Here is a 20959-nt window from a genome sequence, read left to right as displayed (position 1 = left end):
ATAAACTGAGTAGAAATACAGGGATGTTAATTTAATAAAGACAGCTAGATAAGAATACATTTCAAAAAGCTGACGCCAACTCTACTCAACAGGAGTTAAACAATTGAATAAGAATGAAAATCAGCCTCAACAAGGTCAACAGGGTAAAAGCTGGAGCTTTAGATACTTTGGAGGAACTCGCACCCCCTCCCCAACCTCGGACTCACAGGAACCGACGGCGCCAACGTCATTCCCTCTAACTCAAGCCCGGTCGGGAACGCGGGTGTGGGTGGTGGGTTTTCGCGGCAAAGGCGGAATGAGCCGGATGTTGGGAATGGGACTCACTCCCGGTATCGAACTGCAAGTTTTAAGCACGCAAAACAGCGGCTCCGTCGTGGTGGCGATCGCCGATAACCGCCTGGGGTTGGGGGCGGGAATGGCAGAAAAAATCATGGTGGCGGACGAACCCCTCAGCACTCAACAGGAGGAACCCAAAATGGAAAGTCAAGAAACTTCTATTTATCTGCGAGAAATGCCCTCGGGAACCGCCGGGCGCATCCGGGGCTACGAAAAAGCGTATCGGGCCTACAAAAGCAAACTGCTCTCGATGGGACTCACCCCCGGAACGGAATTTACGGTAATTCGGGTTGCCCCGTTTGGCGATCCGGTTGAAATCAACGTGCGGGGGTTCAACCTCAGCCTCCGCAAGCAAGAAGCCGATGCTCTAATCGTCGAAGTCCTCAGTCAAACCTAAACCCGAAAGGAGTTGAAGATGGCAAGCCTAAAACCGATAATTGCCCTAATTGGAAACCCCAACTGCGGCAAAACAACGCTGTTTAACGCCCTCACCGGATCGAACCAGCGCACCGGCAACTGGCCGGGAGTCACCGTCGATCGCAAAGAGGGACAGTTCAAATATCAAAATACAACCATAACCGTCGTCGATCTGCCGGGAGTCTATTCCCTCGACGCCGAAGACACCGCCACCGGGATGGATGAACTGGTCGCCCGGGATTATCTCCTCTCGGGGGAAGCGGAACTGGTGATCAATATCGTCGATGGTTCCAACCTGGAGCGCAACCTCTACTTAACAACCCAGTTAATGGAAATGCGCCTGCCGATGGTGATCGCTTTAAACATGATGGATATTGCCGAAAAAAGGGGCATTACCATCGATCCCGAACGCCTCGCCCAACGCCTGGAACTGCCGGTGATTCCGATTGTCGCGGCCGAAAGCAGGGGCGTCAAAGGCCTGATCGAAACCATCGGCGAGATGTTCAAACAATTAACGCGATCGCCCCACTACGTCGCGTACCCGGCGGTGATCGAAGAGGCGATCGGCGAACTGATCCCCTACATTACCGAACACAGCCACCTCCGCATCGTCGAACCCCGCTGGACCGCTTTAAACCTCCTCCAATACGATGAACGGGTCGCCCCGGAGTTGGCAACCCCCCAACTGACGAATATTGTCGCCCGGCACCGGCACACCATTCACCAAGTTCTGGGGGAAGATATCGATATATTAGTTGCTGATAGCCGCTACGGGTTCATCCAAAACCTGACCGAAGAGGCCACCCAACGGGTCGGACAGGCGAGCGGCCACCTCTCCGACAAAATTGACGGCATCGTTCTCAACCGCTGGCTGGGGGTGCCGATTTTCCTGGGCGTGATGTACCTGATGTTTTTGTTTACCATTAACGTCGGCAGCGCTTTTATTGACTTTTTCGATATCCTGGCGGGTACGATTTTTGTCGAAGGCTTGGGCCGCGTCTACAACAGTATCGGTATGCCGGCGTGGTTGGTGGCGCTGCTGGCCGACGGCGCCGGGGGCGGCATTCAAACCGTCGCCACCTTTATTCCCGTGATCGGGTTCATGTTTTTGTTTCTGTCGATGCTGGAAGATTCCGGCTACATGGCTCGGGCGGCCTTTGTGATGGACCGGGTGATGCGGTTTATCGGACTCCCCGGTAAGTCTTTTGTGCCGATGCTGGTGGGGTTTGGCTGCAACGTTCCGGCGATCATGGCGACCCGCACGTTAGAAAATTCTCGCGATCGCCTGATGACGATTATGATGAACCCGTTCATGTCCTGCGGGGCGAGATTGCCGGTTTACGCGCTGTTTGCGGCGGCTTTCTTCCCGGTTGGCGGTCAAAACGTGGTTTTCGGACTGTATCTTTTGGGCATTTTGGCGGCGATTTTTACCGGGCTGGTGATGAAACACACCATCCTGAAAGGGCAAATTTCGCCGTTTGTGATGGAGTTGCCCCCCTACCACTTGCCCCGGATGAAAGGGGTGCTGCTGCGAACTTGGGATCGCCTGCAAGCCTTTTTGTGGAGGGCTGGAAAACTGATCGTGCTGATGGTGATGGTTTTGGGTTTGCTGAATTCTTTGGGAACCGACGGTTCTATCGGAAATCAGGATAGCAAAGATTCCCTTCTCAGCGTCAGCAGCCAGGCGGTGACGCCGATATTTGCGCCGATGGGTGTGACTCAAGAAAACTGGCCGGCGACGGTGGGAATTTTTACCGGCGTGTTTGCTAAAGAAGCGATGGTCGGGACTTTAGATGCAGTATACGGTCAGTTGGCGGTGCAAGACAATCCCGAACTGGCTACCGAGGATGAATTTAGTTTTTGGGGCAATGTCGGGGAGGCGTTTGCGAGTATTCCCGCGAATTTGGCCGAACTTCCGAGCGCCGTACTCGATCCGCTGGGGTTAAATATTGGCAGCGTTGACAACACGGAAACCGCCGCCGCAGAACAGGAAGTTACCCTGGGAACGTTTGGGGCGATGGCGAAGCGGTTCGATGGCAAGGTCGGGGCGTTTGCCTATTTGCTGTTTGTATTATTGTATTTTCCCTGCGTTTCGGCGACGGCGGCCGTGTACCGGGAAACGAATCGGAGTTGGACGGTATTTGTGGCGGTTTGGACGACGGGAATGGCTTATATTGTTGCCACGAGTTTCTATCAAATTGCCCGCTTTGGCGAACATCCGGTTTTCTCTTCCCTGTGGTTATTGGCGATGGGAATACTAACAGTTGGAACTCTGTTTACGCTGCGGATGGCGCGTCCGGTTCGCCGCCAAAATAATCAAGAGGCAACTGCAATGGATTTCTAATTAATAAAGGGAAAGTTACCATGATTTTAACCGAAGTACAAAATTATCTCGCCCAACGGGGTAAGGCGTCGTTATCCGAAATGGAAACACATTTTCGCACCGATGGCGAAGCGTTGCGGGGAATGCTGAACCGGCTCGTTCGTAAAGGTAGAGTTCACAAACAGTGTATCGAAAAATGTGGCGGGTGTAGCCACTGTCAAACCGAAAGCTTTGAACTTTACGAATGGGTGGGAAAAAATAATTGATTTTCACCCCCTAAGCTTTCAAAGAATGGGTCTAATTGTCAGGCCCATTTTCGTTTTTATATGATATCCGATTATCAATAATCCCAAACGTAGGGGCGGGTTCGACCGCAATCTTTACTACTACTCAAAGATTGAGATAAACCCGCCCCGCCCAATAACACCTATTAATCAATCGGATATCATATTATAGCGGTTTTCAGTTGACTAAAAAACCCGGTTTCTTCTAAGGTGCGCCGAAAATCGGGGATTTATATTGTAAAAGTTACCGGGTTTTTGGCGGGGTACCTCACAGGAAAGCACTATATATCATGTCCGATTAATCGATTATGATTGTGTAGGGGCGGCTTGGTGCGCTCAATCTCTGTCCTGCGATCAATAAGCTGTATAAACCCGCCCTCCAGTGACTTGAATTGGCCCTACATTAATCTATGAATCTAGAAATCATTAGTCAACTCAATCAGTCCCAAGTTAAGGATTTAGTTCAACTCTATCAGTCAACCTGGTGGGGTAAAGGACGGACTCTAGAAGATGTTGAAAAAATGTTGCAGCACTCTGATATAATTATTGGTATTAATAACTCCGATCATCAAAAGTTAATTGGGTTTGCGCGAGTGTTAACGGATTATGTGTATCGGGCTGTTATTTGGGATGTAATTGTTGATTCGGCTTATCAAAAGCAAGGATTAGGACAGACTCTCATTCAGTCTATTTTAGATCATCCCCAGTTACAATTAATTGAGGCGTTTCTGTTGGTTTGTTTACCGGAAACGATTCCTTTCTATGAAAAGTTAGGGTTTACTAGCGATGTGGGAGAGTTGAAGTTAATGAAGCGGGTTAAAGGTTCTACAAATTTTTAGCCGGAATTTTGACCCTACATTAACAATCTTAATTGGGAACCGGTTGGGGATTTATTTACTTCTATTCTCGCTTGAAATGCTTCTTTTAAATGGGGGCATATGGGTGACGGTTAAAATACAGGCAAAATCAGAGGAAATGGCGTTAATAGCGGCAATTAAACGCCCGCACCCCTCGGCGTCTTGGGTGCCAAAACCTTCGTCAATAATTAGCATTTGTAGCGCCGTTCCCGCCCGTTGTGCGAGTAATTTTGCCAGCGCTAACCGAATGGCAAAGTTAATCCGAAATGCTTCCCCGCCCGAATAGGTTTCGTAGGGTCGAGTTCCTTGGGCATCGGCGATTAAAATATCTAAAGTATCGATTAATTTCGCCGTTTTCTTTTTGGAAGATTTGCTGCTGCGTCCCGCCCGTTGGGTGATAAACTGAATGTGTAATTGATTGGCTGATAATCGTGATAAAATGTGATTGGTTTCTGCTTCTAATTGCGGTAATACATTCTCGATCATTAAGGCTTGAATGCCATTTTTTCCGAAGGCTTGGGCGAGTTCGCTATAGACGCGATATTGACGGCGATTGGTTTCTAACTGTTGTTTTTGTTCGGTATGTTGGGCGTTTAAACTCTCTAAATAGGCTTGCTGTTGTTTGAGGCTTCCCAACTGGCTTAAGGTTCGATCCATTTGTTGGCGGCGCTGTTGAATTTGTTGTTCCAACTGTTGAATTTCTGGGCTGAGATCGGGGGTTTCTTTTAATTTTTGTTCCAGCAAGTCGATTTGAGTTTTAACGGTTTTGAGATCTTGGGCTTTACCGGCTTTTAACTGTTGTAATTGTTCCGAGCGCTGTTGAAGTTTTGGATATTGTTGTTGGGCTGAATTTAATTTCTCCGCCCTTGTTATCCACTGTTGGGCTTGGCGCAACTGCGATCGCACTTGATTGTGTTCTTCTAAATTATAGCCGATTTCGGCAAGGGTACGTTCTAACGCCGCAATTTGCTGATGTAATTCCGAGTCGGTTTGTTGTTGGGTTAACTGTTGTTCTAAAGCGGATTTTTTCGCTTCTAACTCGGGTTTTTGCTCCCGAATTTTGGTTAACTTACTTTCGGCGCTTTGCAGTTGACTTTGCTTAATTTCCGCCCAACGCCAGCGCTTTTCTTCGTTCCGGGCTAAAACGTGACTCTGTTCGTTATAATTAAGCTGTTGTAACTGACGATCTAGTTGTTGCAATTCCCCATTTAATTCTACAGCAAATTCGCCCGTTTGTAAAGAGCTTTCTATTTCTTTTGCTTCCAATTTTAGCTGTTGATATCTTAATTGAGATTCTTCTATTCCCTCCAATTTAGCTTGAATTTGTCCCCGTTGTTCTCGATATTCCTCATAGGGTGCCAACTCCCGATCTAGCTGGCGATACTCCTGTCTAAACCCTTGAATTTCTCGCTCGGCGACGGCTAACTGTTCGTTGATCACCCAAATTTGATCGCGAATTTCTTGCTGCTGAGTTCGGTGTTTTCCGACCACTAAATTCCAGCCGTGTTCGTCGAGGGGGCGATCGCAAAGCGGACACAAAGGCATCGCCGAACTCTCGGTTTTCTCCCCGTTTAAAGGCGTTCCCAACAGGCTAATTTTATGGTCTAATTCCGCCAATTTTGTTTCATAATCCCGTTGCCTAGAACACAATTTTTCGATATAATTGTGCCGTTCCAGTCCTTTTTCTTGAACTCTTTTTTGATAAACCCGCTTATTGTCTAATTCCTGAATTTGGGCGTTCAGTTGTTGCAAACTTTGCTGCAATTCTGGATGAATTTGCACCCGCTGTTGCACTTGACGAATGGACTTGGATAACTCCTCTAAACGGGCGATCAGAGTCGCAGAAGCGCGATCTATTTGGCTTTGTAATTGTTGGCGTTGTTGGAGTAGAGGTGTTACTTTAACTTGCAGTTCATCGAGTTGAGTTAAATGGTTGCGGGCGGTTTGTAATTCGATCAGGGCGGCTTCCACTTCCGGGCGCTGCTTTAGCACTTCCAACTGTTCGTTTTCTTGTTGGGCTAACCCGTCTAATTGTACGTTTAGATTTTGTATTTTTTGCTGAAATTGCTGCAAAATTTGCCGCTGTTGTTCTAGGAGTTTCTGGCGGTTTTGTTGGGCTTCTTGGTAGGTTTTGAATTGGGCTGACAGGCGTTCTTCTGTGGCTTGTAGGGTTTGAAATAAACTGTATCCGGCTTGTATTTCCGAGGCTTGTTTTAAGACGGCTTCGAGTTCTTGCTGTTGCTGTTGAGTGCTGTTAAATTCTTGCTGAAGTCGTTGATAATCTTGGGAGAGGGTTTGATATTGTTGTTGTTCGCCCTGACGCAATTTTTCCCAGGTTTGGCGGTGGTGTTGGCCCGCTTGTAACTGTTGTAATTTTTCCCGTTCTGCGGTTTGTTGGCTGTTGAGTTGGTTGAGTGTAGTTTCGAGTTTTGCAATATTTTGAGTGATTTCTGTTTGCTGTTGAAGCTGTTGCTTTGTGCTGTCTATTGTTTGCTGCAACAGTTCGATTTTTGCTTTGTATTGTCGGGAGAAATCTTTGGAGCGCTCGGCTAGATTATCATATTCATTGAGCTTTAATAAACTGGCTAAAATTTCTTTGCGTTCGGTCGGACGTTTGAGCATAAATTCATCCGCCCTTCCCTGACGCAAATAGGCCGAATTAATAAATGTATCGTAATCGAGTTTAATTTGATCTAATATTTTTTGCTGTGTCGCTCGCATTCCCCGTTCACCGATGGGGCGAAACTCAATTTTTGCACCCTTTTGAATTTCATCATAGGGTTTGGTTGCCACCTGAAATTCCAACGTTCCCGACTGACCTCGGCGGCGGTTGCGAATCACCCGATAGAGGTTTCCTTCTCCAATAAAGGCAAAGTCAACTTGAGCTTCCGTTTCTCCCAGATGAATGATATCATCTTCTGTGGCGGCGCGACTACTGCCCCAAATTGCCCAGGCGATCGCTTCGAGTAGCGAAGATTTCCCCGCCCCATTAGGCCCGCAAATGCAAGCGGTGTGCAGTCCGCTAAAATCCAGGCTGGCGTCTCGATAGCTCAGAAAGTTTTTGAGTGTCAGTTTGTGTGGAATCATAGAGTGATTTTAAGATGTTCTCGCCCCTCTTGTCACGGGTTTAATCTTGATTTTATAATTCTTTACAGTTTTCTCAGGAGATGGGGGAGATCTGATACTTACTTTTGGGCGATCGCAATTGGGTTCAATTCGGGCAGAATCCGCTAGATTTAGAGTCTTTATCTGGCTCAAAACACTAAACTTAGTGTTAGCTTGCTTGCCGAATTTATTATTTCTATTATAACCGATGACTTCATTAACTCAAAGCTCGATCCTTCTCGAAGAAGCCGCAAAAGCGGTGTTGACCAACTCGCCGGAAAAACCGGCGCCCGAGTCGGTTGTTGGGGCGCTTGTTGAACAGGAAAAAACCGCAAACAAGCTAAAAGAACGGTCGAATTTTAATCAATTTGTCGGAACTTGGCGGTTATGTTTTATTACCGGAACTCAAAAAACTCGCCGCAAAATTGGCACCGCTTTGGGCGCCGGACGTTATCTTCCCAACTGGGTTAAAATTCATTTATCTTATTCTGATTCTTCGGCTTTTCCTCAAGCCAATTTAGAACAAGCTTTTGAAGCGGGAAATGTCGAAAATTCGGTAAAGTTGGGCGGTTTAAAATTAACCCTCAGCGGGCCTGTAAAATTTCAAGAAAAGAAGAATATTTTAGCCTTTGACTTTACCCGCATGAACGTGATATTATTCGGAGTGAAGTTGTACGATGGCTATATTCGTGGCGGCGCGAAAAGCGAAGAAAAGTTTTACAGCGATCGCATAAACAAACAAGCATTTTTCGCCTATTTTTATATCCAAGAAAAAGCGATCGCCGCCAGAGGACGGGGCGGTGGGTTAGCCCTCTGGGGTCGGGAGAATTGATGTTATCTTATTCTATAGTTTCTGCGATGGTTTCTAGCCCCCATTACAAAAGCATTACCCACATTCCCAATTAACATTCCGGTACTGCCAAAAATAAACCACCAAACGCCAGCCTTTTGAAATTCTAACAAGAATAAAAAACTGCCAATTAAAAAACAAATATTACCCAGAATTCCAATACGGGTATGAACCCACTTGTACTTATAAATAATTTGCTTCAAAGGTTTCACCGTTAATTTTACCTCCTAAACATCAGTTATAAAGCCTATCAAAATTCGGTAAAAGTCGGATGAAATCGGAGTGAAATCATTAATTTAGAAACCCTATTTCTTTGTCTTTCTAAATTTAACTCGGTGCATTCATCAAACCTCTTACTCAAGTTATACATTTTCGGAACAGTCGATATCTTCCTTAGGAGGGATGAAAACAGAGGGGGAAAGGCGAGTATGATCTAAATAAGAAGGTGAAATCAAGCAGATAAGAGTAGCCAGCAATAAAAAAGTTAAAGGAATTTACATCACTTAACTATGAGTAGGACTGGCATAGCAACATTCAGTAATTAACATACCTAAAAATCATGGTAGATAAAACCGTAAAAAAAGTCAGCGCCGAATATTCACCCCAAGGTGAAATGGATCAGAAATATTTAGTTTCGGGTCGCACAATGTCGATGAGGTTGTGGGAAAATGAACAGCCCCACGAAGAAAAACCCATCGTTGAACGGGACTATGAAACGGTCGGTTTTGTAATCAAAGGTAAAGCGGAATTGTACTTAGAAGGACAGAAAATAATTCTGGAAAAAGGCGATTCTTGGGTCGTTCCCCAAGGCGCCCGCCACACCTACAAAATCATCGAACCATTTACCGCAGTAGAAGCCACGAGTCCCCCGGCAGAAATGTACGGGCGTGACCAAGTTTGTGGTCAGTAGAACACTCAAAAAAGGAGGACTCAATTTATGAGTACCAGCGAACAATCAAGAGAAATGTTGACTCAAGAACGTCATAATTCTCAGCAGCGTCAAGAATCAATGGTTGAACGATCCCAACCGCAAGCCGAGAATGCGGACGAACAAGCGGACATCACTCAAGAAAGAGCGCGAGAACTGGTTAGCGAAGCCCATCTAAAAGAAGAAAAACGTCAAGAATCCATGTCAGAACGCATGGAAGAAGCGATAGAAAAATCTCCCGTTTCCAACCCCGATAATCCTGATTAATTGGCGAGGAATAAAACCTCCGAACAATCTCAGCAGGGAATCCTTATTTCTGTTGGAGGGAGCGCAATTGACGTTAAATTTTACCCGCCCTTACTCCCGATGTTCAAAACTTAGATGAACGCTTCTCCATGCTTCTCAAGGAAGAGGATCGCGCTCCTTCTTTCGGTGGTTTGGGTAAAATTTACCAATTTCGATAGATGGAGATTAACGATTATTTTCCTAATATAAAGTTAATCGGGTTATCAAGTTTAACCCTAGATTGGACTTCTAATATAGACAGGAGTAATTCATTATTATGAACTTTAACACATTAAAAACAGAAAAACAGGAAAAAAGTTTAATTCAACGGATTGCGACCAACTGGAAAAAGAGCGGTTCAGCATTAGCAATGGTCTTGATATCCGGCGCTTTAGTTGCTTGCGATGGATATGAAAATAACGCTCTAAATACCCAAGATGACAATATCATCACAAACGATCCTGAACCAGTAGAAACCGTAACTTCTGTTGAGGAAATCAAAGATGACACCGAAGAATTTATCGGCGAAACGGTTACAATTAGCGGTGAAGTCGAAAACGTCGTCAGTTTAAATTCCTTCGTATTGCAGGATGAAGATAATTTATTTGACGAAGAGGAGGTACTTGTGATCTCAGTCGATAATCAAACAGAACCGATTGTTGATGGCGAAAACGTGCAAGTGACCGGAGAGGTTCGTCGGTTTAACATCACAGAATTGGAGCGCGATTACGATCTGACTTGGGACTTAGATCTTCAACGAGAACTGGAAGCCGAATTCAGAGATAAAACGGTCATCGTAGCCGATTTTACCCGCGTTCTGTAGTGAATTTTATCAGCATTTATGACCCCAAATTCTGAATCGTTGCAATCCATTTTAGATGAGACTTTTTACTCGTTTGATCGGGTGTTGCAGAAGCATGAACCCCAGCTTGTAAGTCGGAAAGTTGGTATCGTACAATCGGTTTATAGTGGGATTGCAACGGTCTCCGGCTTGCCAAATGTAAAAGTCGATGAACTGATCGGTTTCCCCAAAGATTTGCTTGGAATTACGTTTAATTTAGACGCGGACAAAGTGGGGGTAATTCTCCTCGATGATAGCGAACATATCGAGATAGGAAATTTTGTTGTTGTTTCCGCAGGCGAAGATCCCCCCGGTTCACAATGTATTACCCCCCAAACCGCCACCCCATCAATTTAGGACTTGAAAGGCGCAGAAATACTACAAACTTGATTGCGTCCTTTGCTCTTGGCTTTGTACAAAGCATTATCGGCTCGTATCCACATTTCATCGAGTTTTTCATCATCAAAACTATAAGTGGTCACTCCCAAACTGATGGTAATTTTAATCTCAAGATTAGAATGAGAATTAGAGTTAGAAACTGGGATCGAGAGAGTGGCGATCGCTTCTCGCAGACGTTCGGCTATTTTCAGAGCCGTTTTCCGATCGGCTTCGGGTAAAATAATCGCAAATTCTTCCCCTCCAAACCGCCCAAAACTATCCCCCTTTCGCAGAAAGCTGTGTACCTCCTTAGTCATGGTTTTTAGCACTTGATCGCCAACAATATGTCCGTAAGTATCATTAATCTTTTTAAAATGATCAATATCCAGCATCACAATAGAAAAAAGCCGCTTATAATTAATTGCACCCTGATATTCTTTCTCCGCAATTGACATCAAATATCGACGGTTGAAAATTCCTGTTAAAGGATCGGTAATGGCGAGCTTTTCCAAAGTAGCTGCCGTTTTTTTGAGTTCATCTTTAGTATATTTTAATTCCAGATGAACTCGCACGCGAGCCAACAGTTCGGGGGGATAAAAGGGTTTAGTAATATAATCCACTGCTCCCTGATTAAAAGCTTCTAATAAATGCTCCCTTTCTTCGCTGGCTGTGATAAAAATAACCGGAATTTCGCACAATTTTTCATCGGCTTTTAATTTATGACAAACTTCTAAACCATTCATAATCGGCATCATCAAGTCCAGTAAAATTAAATCGGGTTCAGCAAGTTTCGCCCGTTCTAGGGCTTGTTGACCGTTAGTTGCAAATGTGACTTCATAGCCCACTTGCTCTAACATATCAGCAAGCACTTGCAGATTTCTAGTGATATCATCAACCACTAAGATGAGAAAATTATGGGGATTAAAACTCATTATTTTTGAATTTCAATTTGTTTTAAAATAGTAGGAAACTGATCGATAGTTTCTGGAATTTTTTGCCAATCAAAAGCCTCTATTTCGGCTGACAATTCTTGAGCATAATCAAGCAAAATTTGACATTGATGTTCCGCTCCGTAGGCTTGTAATCGTTCATAGAAAGCCTGAACTTCACGCCTTTTTAGGGTAATTTTTAACTTTTGCCAAACCGTTTTTTCTTGATTGAGTTTTTCAAGCAGTTGAGGCAGATTTTCTATGTCTTGAGTTGTCTGGGGTTGAGATATGGCAGTCTCAGAAGTGGTAGTTGATTGGCTCGTGGTAGACGGAAGAACATTTTTTAAAGCGCTAACAAGTTGAGCGCGATTAATCGGTTTGTGAAGCACCCCTTGACACAGCAATTGTACATCAAGATAGTCTTGTCTGAGAACAGAAGCCGTGACAATAAATATAGGAATATTTTGAGTTTTATCATGTTGTTTGAGAGCATTAAATACACCTCGTCCATCTAGATTTGGCATTCGCCAGTCCAGCAAAATTACATCCGGCTGTTCCGCTTGAGCAACTTGAATTGCACTTTGACCATCCTGTACCAACAGCAAACGATGTTGAGTTCCCTCAAAATAACCTTGAATCAGTTGTAAATTCGAGTATACGTCATCTACGGCTAATATTGTTGAATTCTCAAATTGGTTTAAGTCTTCATCAACCAATGAAACAGTCTCCGAGTCCAAAAGTGCATCACTCACCTCAATTTCCGGAAACACAAAAATGAAGCTACTCCCCTGACCAAGTTGACTTTGTAGCATCAATGTTCCCCCCAATAAAGTGGTGAGACGGCGAGTAATTGCTAATCCTAAACCCGTTCCTCCGTATTTGCGCGTACTTTGACCTTCACTTTGAACAAAGGCTTCAAAAATATCGTCTTGTTGGTCTTTAGCGATCCCAATTCCGGTATCGGTTATCGCAATTTCTAGCCAAACTTTAGGGATGTTTTCTTTAGTATAAACTTGAGCGCGAATCGAAATTTGAATAAAACCCTGCTCGGTAAATTTAATCGCATTTCCCAAGACATTAAAGAGGATTTGCCGCAAACGTATACTATCAAAATAAATACCTTGCGGAACGGTTTGATCAATTTGGCTGATCAGAGACAATCCCTTTTCTTTGGCTCGATGGGTAAAAATTTGTTGAATTTCGGCTATTAACTGTCGTAAATTTAAGGGTTCGTAGTGGAGTTGAAATTTTCCGGCTTCGATTTTGGAGAGATCAAGAATATCATTAATCAGATCGAGTAATGACTGTCCACTCGCAGCAATTAACTCCAGATAAGAACGTTGGCGGGGTTCAGTGACTAATCCTTGAAGTAAGTCACAAAACCCTAAAATAGCATTCATAGGAGTGCGAATTTCATGGCTCATATTTGCTAAAAATTCGGTTTTGGCTTGGTTGGCAATTTCCGCCCGTTGAGCCGCTTGTTCGAGGGCAGACTGAGAAGACTGTAAAGCCGTCAGCATCAGTATATTTCTTAGTTCTAAAGCGGCATCAAGTTCTATTTTTTTCCAGGGAAGCGAACAGCCTTTAATCGTCTCTTTCCACGCTTCAAAAGACCGACGCGGAGAGAGTTGCATCGTTCCATCCTCTGCTAAAATAACGGGTTTATTGGGATTTCCAGCCCAGGTTACGGTTTGAGTTCTTTCCGGTCTGATCCAGACAATTTGATAGGAAGTATTTAAGGAGAAAATAGAGATGACTAAAATCCCACTAGCGACCTCTTGATAGAGAGAAAATTCGGGATAAATTTCACTAATATTGCTCGTTTGAAACAGTTCGACTTGATGATTTAGCTTCAACCAATTTAACAACTTTTTTACCGAGTCGGTTGGAGGTGTATTTCCAAAAATGATCAATTCATCTTCAAGAGCGATCAAAATTCCGCTGGCATTCACTAGAGATAACAAACGCTCTCCATTATTCTGGAGAAACGCATTAATATTTGGCGGTTGTTTCGATAAACTTTTTTTAAAGTCTTTTTGTAATTCTCTAACTTTATCTTGATAATATTCTGATTCTTTGTAATGTTTTTTAAACAGTTCAATCGACATAAACTGTCCTAAAAATTCACAGGCTTTGCGAGTTTCATAGTTGACATATTTCGGTTCATAATGATGACAGACAATCATTCCCCACAGTTGCTCATCTTTAATCAAAGAAATACATAAAGAAGCCGCCACACCCATATTTTGGAGATATTCTACGTGGATAGGAGAAACACTCCTCAGCACGGAATGACTTAAATCTAAAGGTTCATTCGTCAGGGGATTGAGAACCGGAACGATATCTACAGGTTTATAATTGATATCAACAATCAGACGTAACCAGTTTAAACTGTATAACTTTCTCGCTTGCAAAGGGATATCAGAAGCCGGATAATGCAAACCCAAATAGGATTCTAGTATCTCTTTTTTAGCTTCCGCAATAATCACTCCATTGCCATCATCTTCAAACTGATAAATCATTACGCGATCGTAACCCGTAAGTTTATAAATCTCCCAAACTAACTGTTCTGTAGACTCTTGAAAACTAGCAACATTGACGATATTTTTAACCGAAGCTTTGAGTAAGTGGTAAAAACTAAGCGGATAACTTCTTTGAGAATTGGATTTAATTTCTAACTCCAAACAGAAAACACTATCTATTCGATGAATCACCCCTTCAAATTGAGAATGGGGTGAGGGGATTTTTGTGTGAATTTCAAACGGGTTAAAATAATCAAGATCAATCTCGGAAACGATTTGGGTTAGAAACTCAATATCGGCATGGACAAAAATCTCATTTAATGTTTTTCCTAGTAGCGATTCAGCCTCAATTCCTAAAAAATTGATAGTATTTTCACTGGCTTGTAAGATTTTTAGCTCAAGTTCTTGAAATGTGAGGAGAACTCCATGAGGTTGAATCTGACCGGGAATATGGATAGGTTCGCGATCGCAGTTGGTCAGATCAATGGGTTCGCAATATTCAAAGTTGATATCTGGCATTTGATAAAGGTCATTAAATTGTGTGGGTGCATTTCATTATAATTTCGATCAGACTGATGTTCAAATCGGAGTTTCACACCCCCACTCCGTGAACCGTTCCCCCACTCAACATCGTTTCTCAACTTATGAGATCATCAGAAAATCAGCTTGATGAAGAATTACAACAGAAAGACCCGAAAATCTAAATATTTAGCAAAAAAAACCAGGAGGTTGTTAATAACCTCCCAGATCTTGGATATTTAGGTTAAATCAGATTTGTTGCTAGACGGTGGCGAGTTGTTGCGTTTTTTCTTCGAGAGACTTCATCAACTCATTATAAGGTTGAGTAAACTTATCAATTCCTTCTTCCAAGAGTTCCGACATCACCCGATCTAAGTCAATTTGAATATCCGGATCTTGCAGACTTTCCATCAACTGATAAGCACGATCCACATTTGTTTCTATTTTATCCCCGGAAGGATGACAGTGATCGGCGCAAGCTTGGAGAGTTTTTAGAGGCATTGTATTTACTGTGTTTTTCCCGACCAATTCATCGATATACATTACATCGCTGTATTCCGGATTTTTGGTACTCGTACTCGCCCACAGTAACCGTTGAACATTTGCACCTTTTTCTTGCAATGCTTTCCAGCGATCACTACCAAAAATTTCCTTATATTTTTGATAGGCAATTTTAGCATTAGCAATCGCTACTTTCCCTTTAATTTCATCCAATCGCGCTTCTTCGTTTAAGTTTTCGGTGCCAATTTTTTTAATTCTTTCGTCAATCAATTCATCAACTTTAACATCGATTCGACTCAGAAAGAAACTGGCAACTGAAGCGATAGAATCAATCGGTTGATTGTTACTTACTCTCGTTTCTAATCCGCGAATATAAGCTTGGGCGGCTGCCAGATAACTGTCAACAGAAAATAACAGGGTGATATTAACGTTAATTCCTTCAGAAATTGCCTGTTCTACTGCCGGAATTCCTTCGGGAGTTCCCGGAATTTTAATCATCACATTCGGACGATTAATTTCGTTAAAATACCGTCGAGCTTCGGAAATTGTTTTTTGAGTATCTCGCGCCAGATCGGGGGGAATTTCGATGCTAACATAGCCATCTAATCCCTGAGTTTCATCGTAAATCGGACGAAAGATATCGCAAGCTCGGCGAATATCATCAAAAATTAAATTTGTGCAGATTTCTTCAACCGACTGATTCTTCTCAATCCCCGCTTTGATATCCGCATCGTAGCTTTCATTTCCGATGATTGACGACTTGAAAATAGCAGGATTAGAGGTTACTCCTCGGATGTTTAGATTTTTGATTAAATCTTCTAAATCTCCCGATTCAATCAAACTGCGATTTAGATAATCCATCCAAATGCTTTGGTCGTATTCTTGAATTTTAGCGATTTGATTCGTAGCCATAGTTAATTTCTCCTATCTCGTCAATTTTCCAAAAAATCTTAAACTTTTAAGAAGTTCAAAAATATTCCGTCAGTTGTTATCCTGCACAACTAACACCGAACAAGGCGCGTGGTGAACCACATGATTACTCACACTTCCGAGAAAAGCTTCTTCTAAACCTGTGCGACCTGTGCGACCAACAACCGTTAAATCTGCATTCCATTCCTTCGCCATTTTACAAATTTGTTCGCCGGGATTTCCCGCAAACGAAACACATTGATATTGAGCGTGAACGCCTTGATCTTCAGCTTGGATTTGATAATTTTGCAACCAGCGATCTGCTTCTTCTTTCGCTCTTTTAATCTCTTGTTCGGTGGTTTGTAACACCTCGGTTTCGCTCATAGCCGGATACATTCTCATTAAAGGATGTAAACCCGTTCCCGTTGTTGCTTCTACCGGGGGTACGGTTGGCATTTGTTCCAACCTTTGCATACAAAAAATCAGCAAAAGTTCAGCGTTTTGAGTGCGAGCAATATCTAACGCTTGTTGAAATACATCTTCTCCTTGGGAAGAACGATCTAATGCGGCTAATACTTTATTGTAACTCATATTTTTCGACGGTAACTTCTCTATATCGACCTATTAAAACAATTAAAAATCTCTTATTTACTACGGTAACATCAACAACAATTAACTCCTTCTGTCACAAGAAGGATTTCTCTGTATCCTGCTTAAATCAAAGCCTATTTTACCAAAATATTCCTCTTGAGAGATGGCAACTTGAGAAAGAGATGATAGCCTATAGAATATCCCGTAACCCTTTACAATAATAGGATCTTTCTCTGCTTTTGACCGAACCTCTGTCTTGAGATAGAAGAACTCTGCAATTTATAATTGTATATTAAAAGTTGTCTTTAAATCCCAAATTTATACTTTAAAAACGAATCCGGGATGAGTAGAAGATCGATGAAGAAATTCTCGACTCGCGACTGATGTCGGCTCTCCAGTCCGCTTGAATCTTCAACCCTATCATTAAACCCTGTTAAAAAATGATTATCTGTCCGATCTGCTCGGGAGAATTAACCCGTCATGTTTGCCAGCACACAATCTGTTGGTTTTGCTTAAACTGTCGGCAAACCCTATCAAATTTTTTAGTAGAACGATACAACTATCAAGCTGCAAATTTAGGTGGAGTTGCGATTGTAAATTTTCCTCAAAATTCCATCACTCCCAAAACAAACAATCGTCCTTCTTCCTCTAAAAACTTAGCCTGATAAAACTTATAAACTTTAAAAGTTTCACATTCTATCCCTATTCGGTTAACCCCCCATGACCCAAACTCAAGAACAGCAGGAACAGTTAGATCTTCGGTGGACTAGCTCCCATTCAGCAGAAGAAAACCTGAACAAACTTTCTGTTGAAACCAACCAGGGACTCTCCGGTTCTACGGTCAAAAAAAGACAAGAAAAATACGGCCCCAACCGTTTACAAAAACTCAAACACCGGAGTACCTGGCAAATCTTCATCGATCAATTTAAAAGTCCTATTATTGGGTTATTAGCGATCGCCTCCGCTCTTTCCTTTGCTTTTCAAGATTGGGTCGAAGGGGTTGCTATTATTATTGCGATTCTTTTAAACACAGTGATTGGCTTTTTTACCGAACTAAAAGCCGTCAATTCGATGGAGTCTCTGCAACAACTCAGCAAGACAAAAGCCAACGTTCGACGGGATGGAAAAGTTCAAGAAATTTCGGCTGAAGAACTTGTTCCCGGTGATATTGTTGTTCTTGAAAGTGGGGATTTAGTTCCGGCAGATGTGCGCGTTTTGGAAGCATCAAAACTGCAAGCAGATGAGTCCGCTTTAACCGGAGAATCCGTTCCCGTCAGTAAAACAACAGAAGCATTAGAAGGCGATCTTCCCCTCGCCGAACGCAAAAATATGCTGTTTAAAGGAACAGCAATTACACGGGGTTCGGGCGAAGGAGTTGTCATCGCAACCGGAATGAAGACCGAACTCGGTCATATTTCCGCAATGACGGCCGAAGCGGAACAAGAATCTACCCCCTTAGAACAGCGACTCAAAAAACTCGGTCAAAATTTAATTTGGGTAACATTAGTTGTAGCTGCACTGGTGGCGGGAGCGGGAATTATTGGGGGAAAAGAATTATTTTTAATGATACAAACTGCCATCGCTTTGGCGGTTGCTGCGGTTCCTGAAGGACTTCCCATTGTGGCGACGGTCGCCCTGGCGCGAGGAATGTGGCGCATGGCAAAACGCAACGCTTTAATCAACCGTTTATCGGCGGTAGAAACTCTCGGAGCCACCAATATTATCTGCACCGATAAAACCGGAACCTTAACCGAAAATCGCATGACCGTTGCGCAAATTGCGTTAAATTCTGGCATCGTCAAAGTGAGCGGAGAAGCATTAGAACTTGAAGGAGAATTTACCCAAGACGAACAATCAATAAATCCCCAAGAAAACGACGGTTTGCGCTCCCTCTTAGAAGTGGGAGTTTTGTGTAATAAAGCCAGCTTACCCCAATTTAACGAACACAAAGATAAACCCACTGGCGATCCGATGGAAGTCGCCCTATTAGTTGCCGGGGCAAAAGGAGAGCTTCGCCGCCAAGAACTATTAGAAACCTATTCCGAAGTTCGAGACGTGCCATTTGATTCCGATACAAAAATGATGGCAACCATTCACGAAGACGAACAAGGTTATCGTTTTGCTGTTAAAGGCGCTCCCGAGTCAGTTCTCGAGGTTTGTACTCAACAATTAACCTCAGAAGGCGTTGAAGATTTAAGCGAAGACGACAAAAACACTTGGCGGGAACGCTGCGATCAATTGGCAAAAGAAGGGTTAAGAATTCTCGCCTTTGCGTCTAAAAATACAGACAATTCGGAAGCCGAACCCTATGAAAATCTTACCCTTTTGGGTGTAGTGGGATTACTTGACCCCCCCCGAGAACAGGTTAAAAATTCCCTAAAAGCGTGCCACGATGCAGGAATTCGAGTGATCATGGTGACGGGAGATCAACCCGTTACCGCCCGTAATATTGGCTTGGCTGTGGGTTTAACCACCGAACAAGAAGCCGAAGCCAGACGGGGCGAGGAACTTCAATCTCTCGATAATTTATCCAAACAACAAAAGCAAGAATTACAACAAGTTCCGATTTTTGCTCGCGTTAGTCCCGAACAAAAATTAAATTTAGTGACCCTACATCAACAGCACAATGCTATTGTTGCCATGACCGGAGATGGTGTTAACGACGCACCCGCATTAAAAAAAGCAGATATTGGCATTGCGATGGGAGAACGGGGAACGCAAGTGGCGCAAGAAGCGGCAGATATGGTATTGCAAGATGATGCCTTTTCCAGTATTGTTGCTGCGGTCGAACAGGGGCGGGCAATCTTTGGGAATATTCGCAAGTTTACGCTGTATTTGCTTTCGGGAAATATGGGCGAAATTATTGCGGTGGCTGCAACTTCGTTGGTGGGCGCTCCGTTACCCTTATTACCCTTGCAAATTTTATTTCTAAACGCTATTAACGATGTCTTTCCGGCGTTAGCTTTGGGCGTAGGAGAAGGAAGTTCTAACCTGATGAAACAAAAGCCCCGCGATCGCAGCGAACCGATTTTACCCCGCCGTCATTGGATGGCAATTGTGCTGTATGGCGTTATTATTGCGCTAATCGTTTTGGGGGTATTTTGGCTGTGTTTAAGTCGTTTGGGAATGAAAGAAGAGAAAGCCGTTACCATCTCATTTTTAACCTTAGCTTTTGGTCGCCTGTGGCACGTTTTTAATATGCGGGATTCTAACTCTGGACTGTTAAAAAATGAAGTCACAACGAACCGTTATGTCTGGTTAGCACTTTTACTTTGTACGGGTTTACTGTTGACGGCTGTTTATTTTTCTCCCCTAGCAAATGTGTTAAAAATCGTTAATCCCGGTTTGCAAGGATGGGGATTCATTTTAGCCGGAAGTTTAATTCCGTTAGTCATCGGACAGATACTCAAAGCAATCATTCCTCAGAGATGGTTTGCATTGTAAATGAATCTATCCCCAGTCAGTTTTCTCAAGAGCATATTTTCTTTAGGCTAGATGAAAGAACAGCAATTAATTCACCAAAATGAGTAATAAAAACTACAACGAAAAATATACTAAGCCAGACTTACGGCGTGAAATCAAACAAGAAATCATGGAGTCTGACAAAGGCGGAAAACCCGGACAATGGTCAGCGAGAAAAAGTCAGTTACTTGTGCAGGAATACGAAAAACGGGGCGGAGGTTATCAAGGCGAAAAAGATGACGCGGCTCGTTCTTTAGAAGACTGGACAGAGCAAAATTGGCAAACCCAAGAAGGGGATGAAAACGCCCGAAAAAATAATCAAACCAAACGGTATTTACCCCAAGAAGTTTGGGAACGTTTGAGCGAGAAAGAAAAGCAAGAAGTCGAAGAAAAAAAGCGGTCCGCTTCTCAACAAGGAGAACAATATGCACAATGGACGACCGCCGTCAAGCGAGTCATGCGCGAAATTCAACACGCTGATGACTCTCAACTTACCAAGCGAGAACTTTACCAAAAAGCGCAAGAATTAGACATAGAAGGACGGAGTAAAATGGATAAGTCGCAACTTTATGACGCGATAGAAGAAGCGGAAAATTCTCGTTAAATAACAACAACAGGAGGAAGTAGACGACGGGGGAATCGAACTACAACCTCCAATTAAATGTATTTTCTACGCCATATAAAGAGTTTGTTATTTTGAAAAGCTCTAGTTAGAATGACGATAATCAGCATCTACCCAGCAACGAGGTAAACTTTCACCGGAAGGAAAAACAAGTTTTTCTTTCTCCATAAATTCCGGGGGTTGTTCTTCTTCTCCGGCTTGAACTCTCCCGGAAATCTGACTTTTATTCGGGTCAGCCAATGCCGTTACATCCAAAACTTTTACCAAGTTTCCGGTTTGTTTGTTTTCTAAAAAAATCAT

18 protein-coding genes are annotated in these 20959 nt (G+C 43.3%); 11 read left to right on the top strand and 7 right to left on the bottom strand.

Annotated elements, in window-relative coordinates; genetic code table 11:
- Positions 1-103 precede the first annotated feature (103 nt).
- The 4 genes from ACL6C3_RS17515 to ACL6C3_RS17500 all read left to right on the top strand — a co-directional run bounded on the left by ACL6C3_RS17515 (position 104) and on the right by ACL6C3_RS17500 (position 4199).
- Complete coding sequence (locus tag ACL6C3_RS17515) at positions 104-733, top strand: FeoA family protein (RefSeq protein ID WP_413160247.1); 630 nt, start codon at positions 104-106, stop codon at positions 731-733.
- 18 nt (positions 734-751) lie between these two features.
- Positions 752-3097, top strand: coding sequence for a Fe(2+) transporter permease subunit FeoB (gene feoB, locus ACL6C3_RS17510; RefSeq protein WP_413160245.1), 2346 nt, complete (start codon positions 752-754; stop codon positions 3095-3097).
- 20 nt (positions 3098-3117) lie between these two features.
- Positions 3118-3342, top strand: a complete 225-nt coding sequence (locus tag ACL6C3_RS17505; RefSeq protein WP_413160243.1) for a FeoC-like transcriptional regulator — start codon at positions 3118-3120, stop codon at positions 3340-3342.
- 428 nt (positions 3343-3770) lie between these two features.
- Entirely contained in the window at positions 3771-4199 is a 429-nt protein-coding gene (locus tag ACL6C3_RS17500) for a GNAT family N-acetyltransferase (protein ID WP_413160241.1), read from the top strand.
- A gap of 51 nt (positions 4200-4250) precedes the next feature.
- Here ACL6C3_RS17500 and sbcC read toward each other — a convergent pair whose 3' ends face one another.
- Positions 4251-7304 (bottom strand): exonuclease subunit SbcC, encoded by a 3054-nt coding sequence (gene sbcC / locus ACL6C3_RS17495; RefSeq protein WP_413160239.1) that lies wholly within the window; start codon positions 7302-7304, stop codon positions 4251-4253.
- A 226-nt stretch (positions 7305-7530) separates the two neighbouring features.
- Between sbcC and ACL6C3_RS17490 the strand changes: the two genes are divergently transcribed.
- Complete coding sequence (locus tag ACL6C3_RS17490; RefSeq protein WP_413160237.1) at positions 7531-8154, top strand: hypothetical protein; 624 nt, start codon at positions 7531-7533, stop codon at positions 8152-8154.
- A 2-nt stretch (positions 8155-8156) separates the two neighbouring features.
- On the opposite strand, the gene ACL6C3_RS17485 is transcribed toward ACL6C3_RS17490, so the two are convergent.
- Positions 8157-8384: a YrhK family protein gene (locus tag ACL6C3_RS17485; protein WP_413160235.1), complete on the bottom strand. Its 228-nt coding sequence runs from the start codon at positions 8382-8384 to the stop codon at positions 8157-8159.
- A 347-nt stretch (positions 8385-8731) separates the two neighbouring features.
- Here ACL6C3_RS17485 and ACL6C3_RS17480 point away from each other — a divergent pair, with 347 nt between their 5' ends.
- From ACL6C3_RS17480 to ACL6C3_RS17465, 4 genes are all read left to right on the top strand, one after another.
- On the top strand, positions 8732-9082 hold the full coding sequence (locus tag ACL6C3_RS17480) for a cupin domain-containing protein (RefSeq protein ID WP_413160234.1): 351 nt from the start codon (positions 8732-8734) through the stop codon (positions 9080-9082).
- 27 nt (positions 9083-9109) lie between these two features.
- A complete protein-coding gene (locus ACL6C3_RS17475; RefSeq protein WP_413160232.1) occupies positions 9110-9367 on the top strand; it encodes a hypothetical protein in 258 nt (85 codons plus the stop codon).
- A gap of 295 nt (positions 9368-9662) precedes the next feature.
- The gene (locus ACL6C3_RS17470; protein WP_413160230.1) at positions 9663-10208 is read left to right on the top strand and encodes a hypothetical protein; all 546 of its coding nucleotides are present in this window, start codon (positions 9663-9665) and stop codon (positions 10206-10208) included.
- Positions 10209-10226: 18 nt separating this feature from the next.
- Positions 10227-10583 (top strand): hypothetical protein, encoded by a 357-nt coding sequence (locus ACL6C3_RS17465; protein WP_413160228.1) that lies wholly within the window; start codon positions 10227-10229, stop codon positions 10581-10583.
- On the opposite strand, the gene ACL6C3_RS17460 is transcribed toward ACL6C3_RS17465, so the two are convergent.
- The 4 genes from ACL6C3_RS17460 to ACL6C3_RS17445 all read right to left on the bottom strand — a co-directional run bounded on the left by ACL6C3_RS17460 (position 10580) and on the right by ACL6C3_RS17445 (position 16575).
- On the bottom strand, positions 10580-11536 hold the full coding sequence (locus ACL6C3_RS17460) for a diguanylate cyclase (protein WP_413160226.1): 957 nt from the start codon (positions 11534-11536) through the stop codon (positions 10580-10582). The two genes, ACL6C3_RS17465 and ACL6C3_RS17460, sit on opposite strands and share 4 nt — an antisense overlap.
- A complete protein-coding gene (locus ACL6C3_RS17455) occupies positions 11536-14574 on the bottom strand; it encodes an ATP-binding protein (protein ID WP_413160225.1) in 3039 nt (1012 codons plus the stop codon). Before ACL6C3_RS17455 ends, ACL6C3_RS17460 begins: the two co-directional genes overlap by 1 nt.
- 261 nt (positions 14575-14835) lie before the next feature.
- Positions 14836-15987, bottom strand: coding sequence for a transaldolase (gene tal / locus ACL6C3_RS17450; protein WP_413160223.1), 1152 nt, complete (start codon positions 15985-15987; stop codon positions 14836-14838).
- 69 nt (positions 15988-16056) lie between these two features.
- A complete protein-coding gene (locus ACL6C3_RS17445) occupies positions 16057-16575 on the bottom strand; it encodes a universal stress protein (protein WP_413160221.1) in 519 nt (172 codons plus the stop codon).
- Between the two features lie 720 nt (positions 16576-17295).
- On the opposite strand from ACL6C3_RS17445, the gene ACL6C3_RS17440 reads away from it, so the two are divergent.
- On the top strand, positions 17296-20019 hold the full coding sequence (locus ACL6C3_RS17440; protein WP_413160219.1) for a cation-translocating P-type ATPase: 2724 nt from the start codon (positions 17296-17298) through the stop codon (positions 20017-20019).
- A gap of 79 nt (positions 20020-20098) precedes the next feature.
- A complete protein-coding gene (locus ACL6C3_RS17435) occupies positions 20099-20641 on the top strand; it encodes a Rho termination factor N-terminal domain-containing protein (RefSeq protein ID WP_413160217.1) in 543 nt (180 codons plus the stop codon).
- A gap of 102 nt (positions 20642-20743) precedes the next feature.
- Here the strand turns inward: ACL6C3_RS17435 and ACL6C3_RS17430 are convergent, their stop codons facing one another.
- On the bottom strand, positions 20744-20959 hold the full coding sequence (locus tag ACL6C3_RS17430) for a hypothetical protein (protein WP_023068402.1): 216 nt from the start codon (positions 20957-20959) through the stop codon (positions 20744-20746).

The organism is Capilliphycus salinus ALCB114379, from assembly GCF_047276495.1.
In the GTDB taxonomy this organism is placed as follows: domain Bacteria; phylum Cyanobacteriota; class Cyanobacteriia; order Cyanobacteriales; family Microcoleaceae; genus Capilliphycus; species Capilliphycus salinus.
Note: the sequence above shows the minus strand (reverse complement) of the source record. Positions and strands in the feature narration are given on the sequence as shown.

Bases quoted from the DNA above. Each gene is read 5' to 3' on its own strand.
- feoB (WP_413160245.1), top strand. From the start codon at position 752: ATGGCAAGCCTAAAACCGATAATTGCCCTAATTGGAAACCCCAACTGC.
- ACL6C3_RS17505 (WP_413160243.1), top strand. From the start codon at position 3,118: ATGATTTTAACCGAAGTACAAAATTATCTCGCCCAACGGGGTAAGGCG.
- ACL6C3_RS17500 (WP_413160241.1), top strand. From the start codon at position 3,771: ATGAATCTAGAAATCATTAGTCAACTCAATCAGTCCCAAGTTAAGGAT.
- sbcC (WP_413160239.1), bottom strand. From the start codon at position 7,304: ATGATTCCACACAAACTGACACTCAAAAACTTTCTGAGCTATCGAGAC.
- ACL6C3_RS17490 (WP_413160237.1), top strand. From the start codon at position 7,531: ATGACTTCATTAACTCAAAGCTCGATCCTTCTCGAAGAAGCCGCAAAA.
- ACL6C3_RS17480 (WP_413160234.1), top strand. From the start codon at position 8,732: ATGGTAGATAAAACCGTAAAAAAAGTCAGCGCCGAATATTCACCCCAA.
- ACL6C3_RS17475 (WP_413160232.1), top strand. From the start codon at position 9,110: ATGAGTACCAGCGAACAATCAAGAGAAATGTTGACTCAAGAACGTCAT.
- ACL6C3_RS17470 (WP_413160230.1), top strand. From the start codon at position 9,663: ATGAACTTTAACACATTAAAAACAGAAAAACAGGAAAAAAGTTTAATT.
- ACL6C3_RS17465 (WP_413160228.1), top strand. From the start codon at position 10,227: ATGACCCCAAATTCTGAATCGTTGCAATCCATTTTAGATGAGACTTTT.
- ACL6C3_RS17460 (WP_413160226.1), bottom strand. From the start codon at position 11,536: ATGAGTTTTAATCCCCATAATTTTCTCATCTTAGTGGTTGATGATATC.
- ACL6C3_RS17455 (WP_413160225.1), bottom strand. From the start codon at position 14,574: ATGCCAGATATCAACTTTGAATATTGCGAACCCATTGATCTGACCAAC.
- tal (WP_413160223.1), bottom strand. From the start codon at position 15,987: ATGGCTACGAATCAAATCGCTAAAATTCAAGAATACGACCAAAGCATT.
- ACL6C3_RS17445 (WP_413160221.1), bottom strand. From the start codon at position 16,575: ATGAGTTACAATAAAGTATTAGCCGCATTAGATCGTTCTTCCCAAGGA.
- ACL6C3_RS17440 (WP_413160219.1), top strand. From the start codon at position 17,296: ATGACCCAAACTCAAGAACAGCAGGAACAGTTAGATCTTCGGTGGACT.
- ACL6C3_RS17435 (WP_413160217.1), top strand. From the start codon at position 20,099: ATGAGTAATAAAAACTACAACGAAAAATATACTAAGCCAGACTTACGG.
- ACL6C3_RS17430 (WP_023068402.1), bottom strand. From the start codon at position 20,959: ATGATTTTTTTAGAAAACAAACAAACCGGAAACTTGGTAAAAGTTTTG.